Genomic DNA, 15,405 nt, shown 5'->3' with positions numbered 1-15,405 from the left:
CTATCCTCTACGTTGCTTTTTTCTTTTCCCTTTCGCTTTTCTTTCTCGAAAAGGCATGGCTAAAGAAGCAAACTCTTTCATTGCTCGACGGTAAACGTCTCGCTTGAAAGAAACAACTTGCCTAACCGGGTACCAATAACTTACCCACCGCCAACCATCAAATTCAGGGGATTTCCCACGTTGCATATTAATGCGAGATTCATCGCATTCCAATCGCAACAGAAACCATTTCTGTTTTTGGCCGATACAAACAGGCTTGGAGTCCCAACGCACCAGTCGCTTTGGTAGCTTATATCTTAACCAATGACGACTTGTTGCAATGATTTTAACGTCTTTTTTCGTTAAACCGACTTCTTCATATAACTCCCTGAACATTGCTTGCTCAGGTGTTTCACCTTCGTCAATTCCACCTTGTGGAAATTGCCATGAGTGTTGCCCGTATCGTTTAGCCCAGAAGACCTGACCATGGTTATTACATATCACAATACCAACATTCAGTCGGTAACCATCGCCATCTATCACTGGCTAACCTCTATGAATAATTTTTTATTACCGTGATTTTTCCACATATCCCCATGACTAGCAAACTTACTGATGTGATATGAGCAAGATTTATTACTTTTCCACCATCATTGGATATCTTTTAGCCATAAAATACTTTATCAACACAAGAGTGAGACATTGCCCACATTTATTCACCTTTTCTGTGAATAACTTTGTGAAGAATTCGATAGAAAAAAGTATTTCTGTTCAAAACATTCGCAAACCACTTGGTTGATATTAATGACAACTAAAAATAAATACATGATTAATATCACTTTAAACCCAAACCTGATGATTAAATGATCAAAAATCAACTGATGATCTTTTCATCAAAAATAGATCGGTTAAAGATCCACCAACCTGCAATTTATCCACACTTATCCAGCGTAGCTTCACGACATCCTAATAAAATCAAGCCTAAAAACCGTTTAAAACCCCTGTTAATTCATCCAGCACCGGCTTAGATCCAATCACCACCCCACCTACCTGTGGATAAGTTATGAATTGATCATTCTTAATCCACCTCGATGAAATCTTAAACAGTGCTTTTTTGCGGAATTTGTTAGACTGTATGTTTTGAGATAACCCCCATTCATTATGAAACCAGAACCACAAACAGAATCAGAGCTTATGGAGCGTGCTCACGATATCGCCGGTCTCAGCTTTGCGGAACTTGCAGCAGAAGCCGATATGATCGTTCCTGAGAATTTAAAGAGGGACAAAGGCTGGGTGGGTCAGTTACTTGAATGGCATTTAGGCGCACCAGCGGGCAGTAAACCCCAACAAGACTTTTCCAAACTGGGGATCGAACTCAAAAGCATTCCAATTGGTTATTCAGGCAGACCGTTAGAAACTACGTTCGTCTGTGTCGCCCCCCTAACTGGCGTGCAAGGCCTGACATGGGAAACAAGCCACGTACGAAACAAGCTCTCTCGTGTACTTTGGGTGCCCGTTGAAGGAGAGCGAGAAATTCCTCTTGCTGAACGTCGTGTCGGCAGCCCTCTGATTTGGTCGCCCGATGAAGAAGAAGAGCGTATTTTACGTTGCGACTGGGAAGAATTGATGGAAATGATCGTACTGGGCAAATTTGATCAAATATCCGCCAGACACGGAGAGGCACTGCATCTGAGGCCAAAAGCCGCCAATGCCAAAGCACAAACAGAAGCTTACAGCTCAAATGGCAAGCCGATAAAAACTCTGCCCCGAGGTTTCTACCTCAGAACACAATTTACCGAGCAGATTTTGTTGAAGCACTACATCAACGCCCAATCGGAGTAAAACAGCTTACCGACATTTAGTGTGTGATGAGTGACAATTCAATATCACAATATGAAGCAACCTCATCACTGCCGCACTCGTCGTACGCATTGTGCAACCTCAAATATGCTTTGTCGAACCCCAACCTGAGCAGTTCTTCTTTCACCAATTCTAACGATCCGAAATGAATAGGTTCTTCGCCATCTTTGATCGGTTCCAGTTGGTGTTTGTATTCCACTGCTAGCAAATAGTCAGAGACATCAGAGCAACCTATCACAAAGACCTTAGGCATTTTATAGCTGTCTTTGTGCTGACCATGTAACCACATGTCCAATTGATGCTTCTGCATGATTCACCTCCTTTACCACTTGCTCTAAGTGTAGTTACGGTATGAATAGCTTTCGAGTCATCGATATGGTTAAACGTAAATCATTTGCGAGAGCGCCTAAAAATCCCCTATATTGGAAGAACTTATTAAGTCGGTAACTCAAGGAAGTGAAATGCAATACACCAAACTACCGCACTCATCGCTCGAGATAAGTAAGATTTGTCTTGGGACCATGACGTTCGGAGAACAAAATACAGAAAAAGAAGCGTTTGAGCAGCTCGACTTTGCCCTGGATCATGGGGTGAACTTCATCGATACCGCTGAGATGTACCCTGTGCCACCACAAGCATCGACACAAGGACTGACCGAACAATACATTGGAAATTGGCTAGCAAAATCAGGCAAACGAGAAAAAGTCGTACTGGCAACAAAAGTCGCCGGACCGAGAAGCGTTCCCTATATTCGCGACAACATGAGCCTGAATCGTCGCAATATTCACGATGCCATTGATACAAGCCTGGAACGACTACAAACGGATTACGTTGATCTATACCAATTGCACTGGCCACAACGTCAAACTAACTGCTTCGGACAACTCAATTACCCTTACCCAGACAAACAAGAAGAAGTGACCTTAATCGAAACACTAGAAGCATTAACCGAGCTGGTCAACGCGGGTAAGGTTCGCTATATCGGCGTATCAAATGAAACACCTTGGGGCGTAATGTCGTTGCTACGCTTAGCAGAAAAGCACGACTTGCCACGTATAGTATCCATTCAAAACCCGTATAACTTACTCAACCGCAGCTTTGAAGTGGGCTTATCCGAAATTAGCCACTACGAAGGCGTCCAACTACTGGCCTATTCCCCTCTCGCATTTGGTTGCCTGAGCGGTAAATATCTCAACGGAGCGAAACCAGAAGGTGCCCGCTGTACTAAATGGGAGCGCTTTGCTCGTTACTTTACGCCTCAGGGCGTCAAAGCAACCGAAGCGTATGTGAGTCTGGCGAGAGAGCACGGTTTAGATCCGGCTCAAATGGCATTAGCATTCGTGAATCAGCGTCCGTTTGTCGCTTCAAATATTATTGGTGCCACTAACCTAGATCAGCTAAAAGCCAACATTGATAGTATTGATCTCCAACTCAGTGAAGAGCTGCTAACTGAGATTCAAACCATAGGCACCACTTATTCCAACCCTTGTCCATAAATGCAAACAGGCTGACCATAAAGGTCAGCCTGTTTCGTTCTATTTGGATTAACTCTTTCAAAGTTCTGTATTTATAGCGTGCCGAACTTACGTCTCATAGATAGCAACAGACAAAGCCCAACACGCTATAAATTACGTCGGTATTCGCGCAGTTAAAACACGACGAAGATGACGAACTCGACGCTCAACCATAACAGTGTCAGGAACACTTACGCGTGTAGAGCGACCTTCAGGATCCAGACCAATATCCTTCAATAAGTGCAAATTAGTCCACGGAATATCATGAGCAGAGCGGCGAACTTTGCGTTGCCATTCCTTTTCTTCACGTCTTAAGTCTGCTTTCAAAAGTAGAGTGGCAAGTTTCAAGTAAATAGAGTGACGCATAATATTTTCTCCAAGTATCGATAGAGGTCGACTGGGAAAAATAGTGCGCAGAGAAACAGATTGAACTGTGGTACTAAGCCGCCATTTTTCCGCAGCCTAGTAAAAAATAATATAGGTTACGGGTTAATTTTTATCTCGTGAGCCAGTGGTAGTATTGGTATCTGCCGATTTTAGAGGTGTCGGTGCGATAGAAATACAATCAGCGCAAGTCATGGTGTTATCAACGTAATGTTTCATCTTGCGCCTCCTAGCTAAAAAATTAATCCGTTTATGAAGTGATATAACTCTTTGAGTTACGGTTAAATTGTAAGCTCTGGTGTTTATTTATCAAACAATTTTTGCCGTCTCGATAAAAAACAAACCAATAACCTGAAATCAAGTTGCATATGTTTTTTTGAATAACATATTCATCTAGGGAATATATAAATCATCGAATTTTATAAATCATAAATATAGAAAAACAAAAGCGACCATTGGCCGCTCTTGTTATTTCAATCTATTCCGAATCAATGAAGACATATGGCTTAGATAGTTTGGTCTGAAATTAAATTATGCTTGTTGAGAAGGCGGTACATGGTTGCACGTGAAACGCCCAGCTCTTTAGCAGCATTCGACACTTGGCCTGAGTGCGACTCCAAAACCACAAGCAATGCATCACGTTCGCTCTTTTCGCGAATCGATTTCAGGCTTCGTTTGGAGTCATTGCGTTGAGGCAGATCTAAATGATGCTCATCTATCACAACGCTGTCAGACATTAATACTGCACGTTTGACTTGATTCATTAGCTCGCGCACATTGCCAGGCCAGTAGTAACGCGTCAGAGCTTTTAGGGCATCTTCTGAGAAGCTTTTCGCTTGAGAGTTGTACTCTTTTGAAAACTCTTGCAAGTAGAAACGCGCCAATAACGCAATGTCGCTGGCACGCTCTTTAAGGCTAGGAACACTAATTCGCAACACGTTAATGTAGTGATAAAGCTCTTCGTTGAAGTCACCGTTAATCAGCGCTTTCTCTACATCAGATGAGTTCGCCGCAAGAATACGAACGTTAACACTTTTCACACCGTCAGCGGTTTCGACAGTGCCTTCTTGCAAAAACCTCAACAAATTCATTTGTTGTTGCTTAGAGATGGTAAGCACGTCATTAAAAAGAACGGTACCACCATCAGCCTGTTCCAGTAAGCTTGGACCTATTGAACTGTTCGCTGCCATACCAAACACTTCCGCTTGGAATCTTTGCTCGTTCAAAGCTCTGCAATTAATCGACATAAACGGTTTGTGAGAACGGGAAGAGACCTTATGAATCGCTCGGGCGACCGCTTCTTTTCCGGTACCGCTTTCTCCAGAAATAAGGATACTGACGTCTGTTGGACCGATACGCTTCACCTGATCTCTCAATCGTTTCATTGGGATTGATTCTCCCAACAGGCCCATATCAAGACTGTTACCAAAACTTGGCCACACTTTCTTTTCTAATTTCAGCATACCAAGCTGGTGACCGATGGTGCTTAGTAGTTGCGCGTCAGGAATTGGAGCAGTGAAGAAGTCGATACAAAAGTTGACGATAAACTGGCAGATCGTATCAGCACCCAGCTGCGACTCTCTGATGAATGCCAGCCAACGCACGTGCTTATGAGAGCTCACCAAATTAGCCAAACCGTTTAAGCTGAACTCATCATGGCTAAGGTCTACGATACCAATACAGGGACCAATATCTTCCAACAACGCATTAGCTTTACGTAAATCACCTACCTGGTGACACTTCCAGCCAACTTGCTCTAATACTGATAACCAAGGCTCATACGTGCCGCCGACGACGACAAGCGACCCCGGAATGGAATCCATCTTAAACTGCCCAGCCATTCTCTAACCCTTATTATTTATTGTTGATAAAATATTTGTGAAAAGCCCATCTGTGCGAACGGGTAACATTATCGAGACTCCGATCGCTCAAGTCTGTCTCAATATTAAGACTATGCAATAGATTGAGTTTTGGCGAATGTTTATTTGCATATCCTGTAAAGAATTTAATGCAATTGTCTGAATTTGTTTAAATTAAAGGCAAAAAAAAACCACCCTAAGGTGGTTTTTATTTTATTTCTCAATCAATTACGCTTGTGGGCGCATCGCTGGGAATAAAATCACGTCACGAATGGTGTGCGTGTTAGTAAATAGCATTGCCAGACGGTCAATACCGATACCTTGACCAGCTGTTGGCGGAAGGCCGTGCTCTAGTGCAGTGATGTAGTCTGCATCGTAGAACATCGCTTCGTCATCGCCCGCGTCTTTCGCGTCAACCTGTGCTTTAAAGCGCGCGTCTTGGTCTTCAGCATCGTTAAGCTCAGAGAAACCGTTCGCCACTTCACGACCACCGATAAAGAACTCGAAACGGTCAGTGAAGAATGGGTTGTCATCGCTACGACGTGCCAGTGGAGAAATATCCGCTGGGTAGCCAGTGATGAAAGTCGGTTGAATCAGTTGAGGCTCAGCCGTTTCACCAAAGATCTCTTCAAGTAGCTGACCACATGTCCAGAATGTTTCCACTTCAACGTGTACTGATTTCGCGATCGCAACCATCTTCTCACGGTCTTGTAGATCCGCTTCTGTTAGTGCTTGGATTTCTGCATGCTCAGGGTTGTAGTGTTTGATTGCTTCAAACATGCTCATGCGCGCGTAAGTACCGCCAAATTCAACAGTCTCTTCGCCGTAAGGCATTGATGTAGAACCCAGAACTTCCATCGCCACTGTGCTTAGCATTTCTTCAGTCAGATCCATCAGATCTTTGTAGTCAGCGTAAGCTTGGTAGAATTCCATCATTGTGAATTCTGGGTTGTGACGAGGAGAAAGACCTTCGTTACGGAAGTTACGGTTGATTTCGAATACACGATCAAAACCACCAACAACCAGACGCTTCAGGTACAGCTCAGGAGCAACACGTAGGAACATGTCGATGTCCAGAGCATTGTGGTGAGTAATGAATGGACGTGCAGTCGCACCACCAGGGATCACGTGCATCATCGGCGTTTCCACTTCTAGGTAGCCTTTTGAGCTCATGAAGTTACGAATCGCAGACACTAGCTTAGAGCGAATGATGAACGCTTTACGTGAATCTTCGTTCACGATTAGGTCTACGTAACGCTGACGGTAACGCATTTCCTGGTCAGTCAGACCGTGGAATTTTTCTGGTAGAGGACGCAGCGCTTTAGTTAGCAGTTCGTACTCTTCCATGTTTACGTATAGGTCGCCTTTACCAGACTTGTGAAGCGCACCTTTCACACCGATGATGTCACCGATGTCTAGACCTTGGTATTTAGCTTTAAGCTCTTTCTGTACGTCTTTTGCAGCGTACGCTTGAATACGGCCAGAAGTCTCTTGAATTACTAGGAAAGGACCACGCTTAGCCATGATACGGCCAGCGATTGCAACAACGTGGTTAAGCTCTTCTAGCTCTTCCTTAGTCTTCTCACCGAACTCTTTTTGAAGGTCGCCCGCTAGTGCGTCACGACGGAAGTCGTTTGGGTGGCCGTTTGCTTTGCAGCTCTTACGAATCTCGTCCAGTTTCGCGCGGCGTTCAGCAATCAGCTTGTTTTCTTCTTGTACGTTGTCGTTTTGAACAGCATCAGTCATTTTTCGATGTATCCTGTTTCGATTTGAGTGTCGGTGAAAAGCTTAAAGACCTGACTTCAGGCTAGCTTCAATAAATTTGTCTAGGTCGCCGTCAAGAACCGCCTGAGTGTTACGGTTTTCAACGCCTGTGCGTAAATCTTTGATACGCGAGTCATCCAGTACGTAAGAACGGATCTGGCTGCCCCAACCGATGTCAGATTTCGCATCTTCATTTGCTTGCTTCTCGGCATTCTGTTTTTGAAGTTCAAGTTCAAACAGTTTTGCACGAAGCTGCTTCATTGCTTGATCTTTGTTCTTATGCTGAGAACGGTCATTCTGACACTGAACCACAGTGTTGGTTGGAACGTGCGTAATACGTACCGCAGATTCTGTGGTGTTAACGTGCTGACCACCCGCACCAGACGCTCGGTAAACGTCGATACGTAGATCGGACGGGTTAATGTCGATATCAATGTTGTCATTAATCTCTGGGTAAACAAACGCAGAAGCAAATGATGTATGACGACGGCCGCCTGAATCAAATGGCGATTTACGAACCAAACGGTGAACGCCCGTTTCTGTGCGTAACCAACCGTAAGCGTACTCACCAGAGATACGAACCGTTGCTGACTTCAGACCCGCAACTTCACCTTCAGATACTTCGATCACTTCCGCTTTAAAGCCTTTTGCTTCAGCCCAGCGTAAGTACATACGTAGCATCATGTTGGTCCAGTCTTGAGCTTCTGTACCGCCCGAGCCAGCTTGCAAGTCGATGTAACAATCAGAGCTGTCGTGATCGCCTGCGAACATACGACGGAACTCAAGCTGCTCTAGCTTCTCTTCTAGCTCAGCAAGTTCTGGTTCGATTTCGTCAAACGTTTCTTGATCTTCTTCTTCAACCGCAAGCTCCAGAAGACCTTCAACATCTTCCACACCTTGCTCAAGTTGATCAATGGTTTCAACAACCGCTTCTAGCGATGCACGCTCTTTACCTAGTGCTTGCGCACGTTCAGGCTCGTTCCATACATCTGGTTGTTCTAGTTCTGCGTTTACTTCTTCTAGACGCTCTTTCTTAGCGTCATAGTCAAAGATACCCCCTCAGGACATTTGTGCGCTCAGACACGTCCTGTAGACGGTTTTTAATTGGATTGATTTCAAACATGTTTACTCAACATTTTAGAATAGAATTTAACCGAGGAATTCTACTGAAAAATGTGACGGAGATACAGGAAAATTTCGAATGGAAAGGCAGATTAAATCAAGAAAAAGTACGGTCCCGCGCGTAAAGGAGACCGTACTCGATATCTGAGAAGAACTTAGTTCTTACTTAGCTTCAATGTGATCAATCATAAGTTGCAGAGATTGATTTCCACGGAATTCGTTCACATCCAATTTGTATGCTAAACGCACCGTTTTTACCGACGCATCCGGCCAGCGACGCAAATCGACATTGAACGCGATTCCATCAATCATCACGTTGGTTGGATGACCTTTATGCAGTGGCTCTAACATTAATTTCAGGTGTTTTTCTCCCACCAGCTTTTGATGTAATACCTTAAACTCACCATCAAAAACCGGTTCAGGGAACGCCTGTCCAAACGGGCCACCAGCGCGCAGAAGCTCAGCAACATGCATCGAAAATTCTTCCGGCTTAAGTTCGCCGTCAGAAAGGATCACGCCTTTTAACGCGGCGTCATCAAGCTCTTTCTTAACCACTTCATCGAATAAACGGCTAAAGCGCTCAAAGTCCTGCTCTTTAATGGTTAATCCAGCCGCCATCGCGTGGCCACCGAACTTGATGATCAACCCCGGGTTCTGTGTATCGATAAAATCGAGCGCATCACGCATGTGCAGACCAGGGATCGAACGGCAAGAACCTTTGATCGTCCCTTCGCCTCCGTCGGCAAAGGCAATCACTGGGCGATGGAATTTTTCTTTAATACGCGATGCAAGAATACCAATCACACCCTGATGCCAGTCGCGCTGAAACAGAGCCAAGCCATAAGGTAACTCACTGTTTTCACCAAACTGCAGGCGCTCACAAAAGGCCATGGCCTCCTGCTTCATTCCTTCTTCGATCTCTTTACGGGTTTGGTTGAGGCCATCAAGTTCACTGGCCATTCGGCGTGCGGCATGGATGTTGTTACACATCAGCAGCTCGACCCCGAAAGACATGTCGTCCAAACGACCAGCCGCGTTAATCCGCGGGCCAAGAGCAAATCCAAAATCCGACGCAACCAGACGACGGGCGTCGCGTTTAGCCACTTCAATCAGCGCTTGAATTCCCGGACGAGCTTTACCAGCACGAATGCGTTGCAGACCTTGATGAACCAGAATACGGTTATTCTCATCAAGCGGCACAACATCCGCCACAGTGCCTAATGCAACAAGATCTATCAGTTCCATCAGTTTAGGCTCTTGCATCCCTTGCTCGGCAAACCAGTTCAGTTTGCGCATGTGAACGCACAGCGCCATCATCAGATAGAACGCAACCCCAACTCCTGCCAACGCTTTAGACGGGAACGCGCAGCTTTCCAAGTTTGGGTTTACCATAGCATCCACGTCAGGGAGTACTTGTCCTGGTAAGTGGTGGTCAGTGACGAGTACCGTGATGCCATTTTCTTTGGCATAGCGAACCCCTTCAATCGAAGAGACGCCATTGTCCACGGTCATGATCATCTCAGCGCCAAGTTCTAAAGCCTGATCAACCACTTCCGGACTAAGGCCGTAACCGTCTTCAAAACGGTTTGGCACCAAGTAATCCACATTGGCACTACCCAGCATTCGTAACGCCATCACTGACAATGCGGAACTGGTCGCGCCATCGGCATCAAAGTCCCCTACGACGATAATGCGCTTTTGTTCTTTAATAGCCTGGAACAAAAGTGCAACCGCCTGATCAATACCACCCAGTTTTTGATACGAGTGTAAACCACGTGCTGAGGTTTCCAGCTGTGCCATATCCGTGATGCCACGATTGATATAGATGCGCTTCAAAATCGGGGGGATGGAATCCGGTAGAAGGGAAAGATCCGGTTCCGGACGTCGTTGAATTTCTATCATGCTTGAAAAGAGCCAGCGGTGCGGCTGGCTCTGCTCCTAAAGGATTATTGTTGCTCTAAACGGTTTAGTAGATCTGCTGGAGGCAGATAGCCGCCTACCATTTCACCGCCAGGTAGGAAGATTGCTGGCGTACCAGAAATACCAAGCTGTCGACCTACATTGTAATGTGCCTGAACCGTTTCTTTACACTGATTCAAGTCCTTCGCAGGGTTGTCGAAAGTACGATTTACTTTCGCATTGTGGATAGCGGCTTTCGGATCATCTGCACACCAAATTGTTGCCATTTGATCAGCAACAGGCCCCGTTGCGCCTTGGCGTGGGTAAGCCATGTAGCGGACGGTAATACCTAAATCATTGTAGCCCTGCATTTGGTTATGCAGACGCACGCAGTAACCACATGTAATGTCGGTAAATACCGTCACTGCATACTTTTCATTATCAGCCTTGAACTCAATCATGCTGTCAGAAAATTCCGCAATCTTCGCAGCATTGAGTGGTGCCTGACGCTCGGCCAGCACATCTTTATAACCACCATTTTCATCAATCGCATACAAGGTACCAGCGATAAAGTGATTGCCATCATTAGACGCGAATAAAATGCCACCATTGGTTTGGATTTCTAACAAACCTGTGACGTCTGATGGTTTGATATCCACAATGGATAAGCCAAGTTTTGAAAACTTTGCTTTTAATGCTGCTTCATCAAAGTGTTGTTGCGCCGTTGGAGCAACTTGTTGTGCAGGAGTTTCCGTTTTAGCCTGACTTTCTTCCGCCCCACAAGCGGTAACAAAAAATGGTAAAGTCAGCAGAGTTAGTCGGCGTAATACGCTCATTAAAATCACCTTAAAAATACGTTCTTTCGTCCAATGAGAAGGGATGAATAAACCATCACTATGCTCTTGGGTGGTGTTGACTGTGGATCTGCTTCAGTCGTTCAGTCGCCACGTGAGTATAAATTTGCGTGGTCGATAAGTCACTATGCCCTAGTAGCATCTGTACGACCCTGAGATCTGCGCCATAGTTCAGTAAATGTGTTGCAAACGCGTGACGTAACACATGCGGCGATAATTGATCGGTATCGATTCCCGCTATCACAGCATAGTATTTAATACGATGCCAGAACGTCTGACGAGTCATTTGCCGTGCGCGTTTACTTGGGAAAACCACATCCGAAGAGGTCTCTCCCAGCAATGCTGGCCGACCTTGCTGAATAAAAGTTTCAATCCAGTCCACGGCGTTCTCACCCATCGGCACCAAGCGCTCTTTGCCACCCTTACCCGTCACTCGGACCACGCCCTGACGCAAACTGACGTTTTCCATCGTCAGGCTTACCAGTTCAGTAACACGAAGCCCTGTCGCGTAAAGTAACTCTAACATCGCTTTATCGCGCAATTCTACCGGGTCATTAGGGTCAGGCGCATCCAGTAAAGCATCGACTTGCTCTTCGCTGATGTCTTTCGGTAAACGCTGCGGTAGTTTAGGGCTGACTAACAATGCGCTAGGGTCATCGGCGCGTACTTTTTCGCGATGAAGATACTGAAACAGACGGCGAATCGCCGATAACATTCGTGCACGGGAAGTCTGTTTGTAATCTAAATCGACCAAGTAGCTTTGATACTCTTGAAGGCCAGCTAAGCTTATAAAATCGAGACGGTAACGCTGTTGCTCCATCCAGGTAAGAAGTTTAATTAGATCATTTCGGTATGAAGCTAGCGTGTTCTCAGACAGTCCTCGCTCCATCCACATCGCGTCTAAGAATTGCTCCACAAAAGCAAAATCTTGTTGATTGACAGGCAGCTGTGCTGTCATTCGCGCTTCCTTTTTTGTTTTTTTAATTAACCTCTGAGGGTAAGACAGCCCCTGTTTGAATGCCATAAAAAAATAGCTTAGTGCGTTAATCTAACGATATTCGCTGCATTCGCAGGCAGTTTAAGGTTAAAATCCTCTACAACAGCAACATAAAATACGACGAATATAATGAAAATCGGACTCTTTTACGGCTCTACGACCTGCTATACCGAAATGGCAGCAGAGAAAATTCGTTCCATCATTGGAGAAGATCTTGTCGACATTCACAATGTGAAAGAGACACCGCTAGCTTTGATGGCTGACTACGATTTATTGCTCATTGGTATTTCTACCTGGGACTTTGGTGAAATCCAAGAGGACTGGAGTGCTATTTGGCAAGACATCGCAACGACGCCATTAAAAGGAAAAGTGGTCGCATTATTTGGTTTGGGCGATCAAGAAGGCTACGGTGAATGGTATCTGGATGCTATGGGTCTGCTCCATGATGAGCTGAAAGAAACTGGCGCACAATTTATTGGTTACTGGCCTAATGAAGGCTATGAATTCGAAGCCTCTAAAGCACTCACTGAAGATGGCAGCCAATTTGTAGGTCTGGCATTAGATGAAGATTCTCAGTACGACTTGAGTGACGAACGCATTGAGAAGTGGTGTGAACAAGTGCTGGTCGAATTCCACGATACGCTTTAATCGCTATTCGGTTTCCACGCCAAAAATAAAAAGCCCGATGAATCACTTCATCGGGCTTTTTGTTATTCGTCGTTATGTAAACTTACGCCGTTTCTTCTACCAGCTCATTCTGAGGCTTAGAAATGAAGAACATACAAATGATCGCAGCCAGCGTTGGCAGAACCCAACCCATACCGATTTCAAATAGAGGTAGCATGTTGAAAGCCGAAACATCCATACCTGCTACTTTTGCTGCATCTAGTAACGCAAACAACAAAGAAACAAGCAGTACTGCACGGTAAGCAAAGCGAGTGTTAGGCAGTTTGCTACGCACAAACGTTAACGCTACCAGTGCAATTGCTACAGGGTAGAGTGCGAACAACACTGGAACAGACAGAGAAATCAACTGCGCAAGACCAACGTTAGCAACCAACGCACACACAGAACCGTTAATCAGAACCCAGTGTTTGTAAGACAGCGACGTTTTAGAACTGAAGAAATCAGAACACGCAGAGATAAGACCGATCGCTGTGGTCAAACATGCCAGTAATACGATCACTGAAAGTACGATTTGACCGTAAGGACCAAACAGTGCCTGAACGTATTGGCTCAGAACCAAACCGCCATTATCAGCACCCGCTGCTACTGTTGCACTTGTTGCGCCTAAGTAGAACAGCGAAATGTATACGAACGCCAGACCCGCTGCTGCAATACAGCCAGCAAAAATCAGGTATTTTGTCGTTGCCGCGCGCTCAGTAATACCTTTACCACGAAGCGCATCCACCATCAGCATACCGAACATCAGTGACGCGAAGGTATCCATGGTGTTGTAACCTTCTAGGAAGCCTTTCGTTAGCGGTTGAGTTAAGTACTCGCCTGTTGCACCGATCATTTCACCTTGAGGATCAATAAATACTGCAAGAGCAAGAACAATCAAACCAAGGAACAGGACAGGAGTCAGCACCTTACCAATCAGGTCGATCAAACGTCCCTGGAACCATGAGAATAGCATCGCGACAACAAAGAACAGCACTGAGAATGCCGTCAGGTTTGTTTGAGACGCTTCAATAAAAAATGGTTTAACAGCCATTTCGTATGCCACAAGGCCTGTACGAGGAGCCGCAAATGCAGGGCCAATAATAATGAAGATCAACGCTGCCATCACAACCGCTGCTTTTTTCGGTAGGTCTTGCGTTAGATGATCCCAAGTTCCGCCAGCTACAGCGATAGCAACGATAGTAATAAGAGGTAGACCTACCGCTGTTAGCAAGAAACCGAACATCGCTGGCATTAGGTTTTCACCAGCCAATTGGCCAGCCAACGGTGGAAAGATGATGTTGCCAGCACCTAAAAAGAACGCAAACAGCATAAAGCCTACTGCGATAATATCTGTTAGTTTTAATGTCTGTTTCACAGATAACCCTTGTCTAAAAAATGTGTGAATGTTGTGTTATGCATCGACCACTTTTGGAGTCTTTGTTATTAACAAGTACTCGTGGTTCAATCTATAAAATAGCGCCGCATAATGACGAAAGAATCATCATTTGGCAACCTATGAGAAAAAAACACCATATTAATTTATATATAGAATTAAAAACCAGTTAATCTAACCAATATAAAACAAAAATCTAGAAATTTATCTCGATCAAACAACGATACAATTTACTAACCTACAACACAACAAACCACACAATTAATAAACATTAGATGAAAGAACTGAAATATAGAGCATATATAAAATAAACATGAATAACGAAAAACATAAAACTAAGAGCTTCAAGTTTAAGCAGTTTTTCATCGAAGGTGGTGAAAGTGGCATGCCGGTCAGTACAGATGGCGTGATGCTAGGAGCCTGGGTTGAAAGCCCTGAAGAGGCTGAGATACTCGATATAGGCACAGGCACAGGTTTGTTGGCATTAATGTGTGCTCAACGCTTTAGCCGAGCGAAGATAACGGCAGTCGATATTGAAGCCACAGCAATCGATGCCGCTCAGAAAAACTTTACCCACTCTTCATGGCAAGAGAGGTTATCTGTTTTTCATGCCGATGTGCTGACCTTCACACCATCTCAGTTATTCCAGCGAATCATTTGTAACCCGCCCTATTTCAATAGTGGCGAGCAATCCAAAAAGAGTCAGCGAGCGACGGCAAGACACACAGACTCTCTGCGCCATGACGCCCTGCTGTATCGTTGTTACCAACTGTTAGAAGAGGATGGAAAAGCCAGCTTTGTGTTGCCTGTCACCGAAGGTGAGCAGTTTATCGAGTTAGCATTACAACAGGGCTGGTATTTATCTCGTCTTTGCCGTGTGCAGCCATCAGAGAGAAAGCCAGTTCATCGTGTGCTGTTTGAGTTAGCGAAGCAGCCTTGTGACACTCAAATATCTCACTTGATCATTCACTCATCAGACGGGTACAGCGACGATTTTGTCCAGCTAACCCGTGAGTTTTATCTTAAGATGTGAAATAACATGTGATCCTTATCACCAATCACTTTATAATGTGCGACCTTTTCGTATTTTAAGCTGTTGCGGCGAACCATTAAC

General features: G+C 45.0%; 14 protein-coding genes. 4 read left to right on the top strand and 10 right to left on the bottom strand.

The annotated features are described in order from the left end of the window. Complete coding sequence (gene rppH / locus VEJY3_RS02385) at positions 1–522, bottom strand: RNA pyrophosphohydrolase (RefSeq protein WP_005381953.1); 522 nt, start codon at positions 520–522, stop codon at positions 1–3. A 618-nt stretch (positions 523–1,140) separates the two neighbouring features. Here rppH and mutH point away from each other — a divergent pair. Next, on the top strand, positions 1,141–1,821 hold the full coding sequence (gene mutH, locus VEJY3_RS02380) for a DNA mismatch repair endonuclease MutH (RefSeq protein WP_014230855.1): 681 nt from the start codon (positions 1,141–1,143) through the stop codon (positions 1,819–1,821). Positions 1,822–1,837: 16 nt separating this feature from the next. Here mutH and VEJY3_RS02375 read toward each other — a convergent pair whose 3' ends face one another. After that, a complete protein-coding gene (locus tag VEJY3_RS02375) occupies positions 1,838–2,149 on the bottom strand; it encodes a DUF6482 family protein (RefSeq protein ID WP_014230854.1) in 312 nt (103 codons plus the stop codon). 151 nt (positions 2,150–2,300) lie between these two features. Here VEJY3_RS02375 and VEJY3_RS02370 point away from each other — a divergent pair, with 151 nt between their 5' ends. Further along, on the top strand, positions 2,301–3,335 hold the full coding sequence (locus VEJY3_RS02370) for an NADP(H)-dependent aldo-keto reductase (RefSeq protein WP_014230853.1): 1,035 nt from the start codon (positions 2,301–2,303) through the stop codon (positions 3,333–3,335). A 132-nt stretch (positions 3,336–3,467) separates the two neighbouring features. Here VEJY3_RS02370 and VEJY3_RS02365 read toward each other — a convergent pair whose 3' ends face one another. The 7 genes from VEJY3_RS02365 to xerD all read right to left on the bottom strand — a co-directional run bounded on the left by VEJY3_RS02365 (position 3,468) and on the right by xerD (position 12,193). Continuing rightward, entirely contained in the window at positions 3,468–3,719 is a 252-nt protein-coding gene (locus tag VEJY3_RS02365; protein ID WP_014230852.1) for a hypothetical protein, read from the bottom strand. A 524-nt stretch (positions 3,720–4,243) separates the two neighbouring features. Next, positions 4,244–5,578 carry a cyclic-di-GMP-binding transcriptional regulator VpsR gene (vpsR, locus tag VEJY3_RS02360; RefSeq protein WP_014230851.1) on the bottom strand — a complete coding sequence of 445 codons (1,335 nt, stop codon included), beginning with the start codon at positions 5,576–5,578 and terminating at the stop codon, positions 4,244–4,246. A 246-nt stretch (positions 5,579–5,824) separates the two neighbouring features. Then, entirely contained in the window at positions 5,825–7,342 is a 1,518-nt protein-coding gene (lysS, locus tag VEJY3_RS02355) for a lysine--tRNA ligase (RefSeq protein ID WP_014230850.1), read from the bottom strand. 42 nt (positions 7,343–7,384) lie between these two features. Further along, a protein-coding gene (gene prfB, locus VEJY3_RS02350) for a peptide chain release factor 2 (protein WP_148263116.1) occupies positions 7,385–8,483 on the bottom strand; the annotation gives its coding sequence in 2 pieces (ribosomal slippage) (positions 7,385–8,407 and positions 8,409–8,483; 1,098 coding nt in all). A 161-nt stretch (positions 8,484–8,644) separates the two neighbouring features. Then, positions 8,645–10,384, bottom strand: a complete 1,740-nt coding sequence (recJ, locus tag VEJY3_RS02345; protein ID WP_014230848.1) for a single-stranded-DNA-specific exonuclease RecJ — start codon at positions 10,382–10,384, stop codon at positions 8,645–8,647. Positions 10,385–10,428: 44 nt separating this feature from the next. Beyond that, complete coding sequence (dsbC, locus tag VEJY3_RS02340; RefSeq protein WP_014230847.1) at positions 10,429–11,217, bottom strand: bifunctional protein-disulfide isomerase/oxidoreductase DsbC; 789 nt, start codon at positions 11,215–11,217, stop codon at positions 10,429–10,431. Between the two features lie 58 nt (positions 11,218–11,275). Then, a complete protein-coding gene (xerD, locus tag VEJY3_RS02335; RefSeq protein ID WP_014230846.1) occupies positions 11,276–12,193 on the bottom strand; it encodes a site-specific tyrosine recombinase XerD in 918 nt (305 codons plus the stop codon). 168 nt (positions 12,194–12,361) lie between these two features. Between xerD and fldB the strand changes: the two genes are divergently transcribed. Then, a complete protein-coding gene (gene fldB, locus VEJY3_RS02330) occupies positions 12,362–12,880 on the top strand; it encodes a flavodoxin FldB (RefSeq protein WP_014230845.1) in 519 nt (172 codons plus the stop codon). An 82-nt stretch (positions 12,881–12,962) separates the two neighbouring features. Here the strand turns inward: fldB and brnQ are convergent, their stop codons facing one another. After that, positions 12,963–14,273, bottom strand: a complete 1,311-nt coding sequence (gene brnQ, locus VEJY3_RS02325; protein WP_014230844.1) for a branched-chain amino acid transport system II carrier protein — start codon at positions 14,271–14,273, stop codon at positions 12,963–12,965. Positions 14,274–14,604: 331 nt separating this feature from the next. On the opposite strand from brnQ, the gene VEJY3_RS02320 reads away from it, so the two are divergent. Then, on the top strand, positions 14,605–15,324 hold the full coding sequence (locus tag VEJY3_RS02320) for a tRNA1(Val) (adenine(37)-N6)-methyltransferase (protein WP_014230843.1): 720 nt from the start codon (positions 14,605–14,607) through the stop codon (positions 15,322–15,324). The last annotated feature ends 81 nt before the right edge of the window (positions 15,325–15,405 follow it).

The sequence above is a fragment of the Vibrio sp. EJY3 genome, assembly GCF_000241385.1.
Classification (GTDB): domain Bacteria; phylum Pseudomonadota; class Gammaproteobacteria; order Enterobacterales; family Vibrionaceae; genus Vibrio; species Vibrio natriegens.
This window is presented reverse-complemented; position numbering and strand designations above follow the sequence as displayed.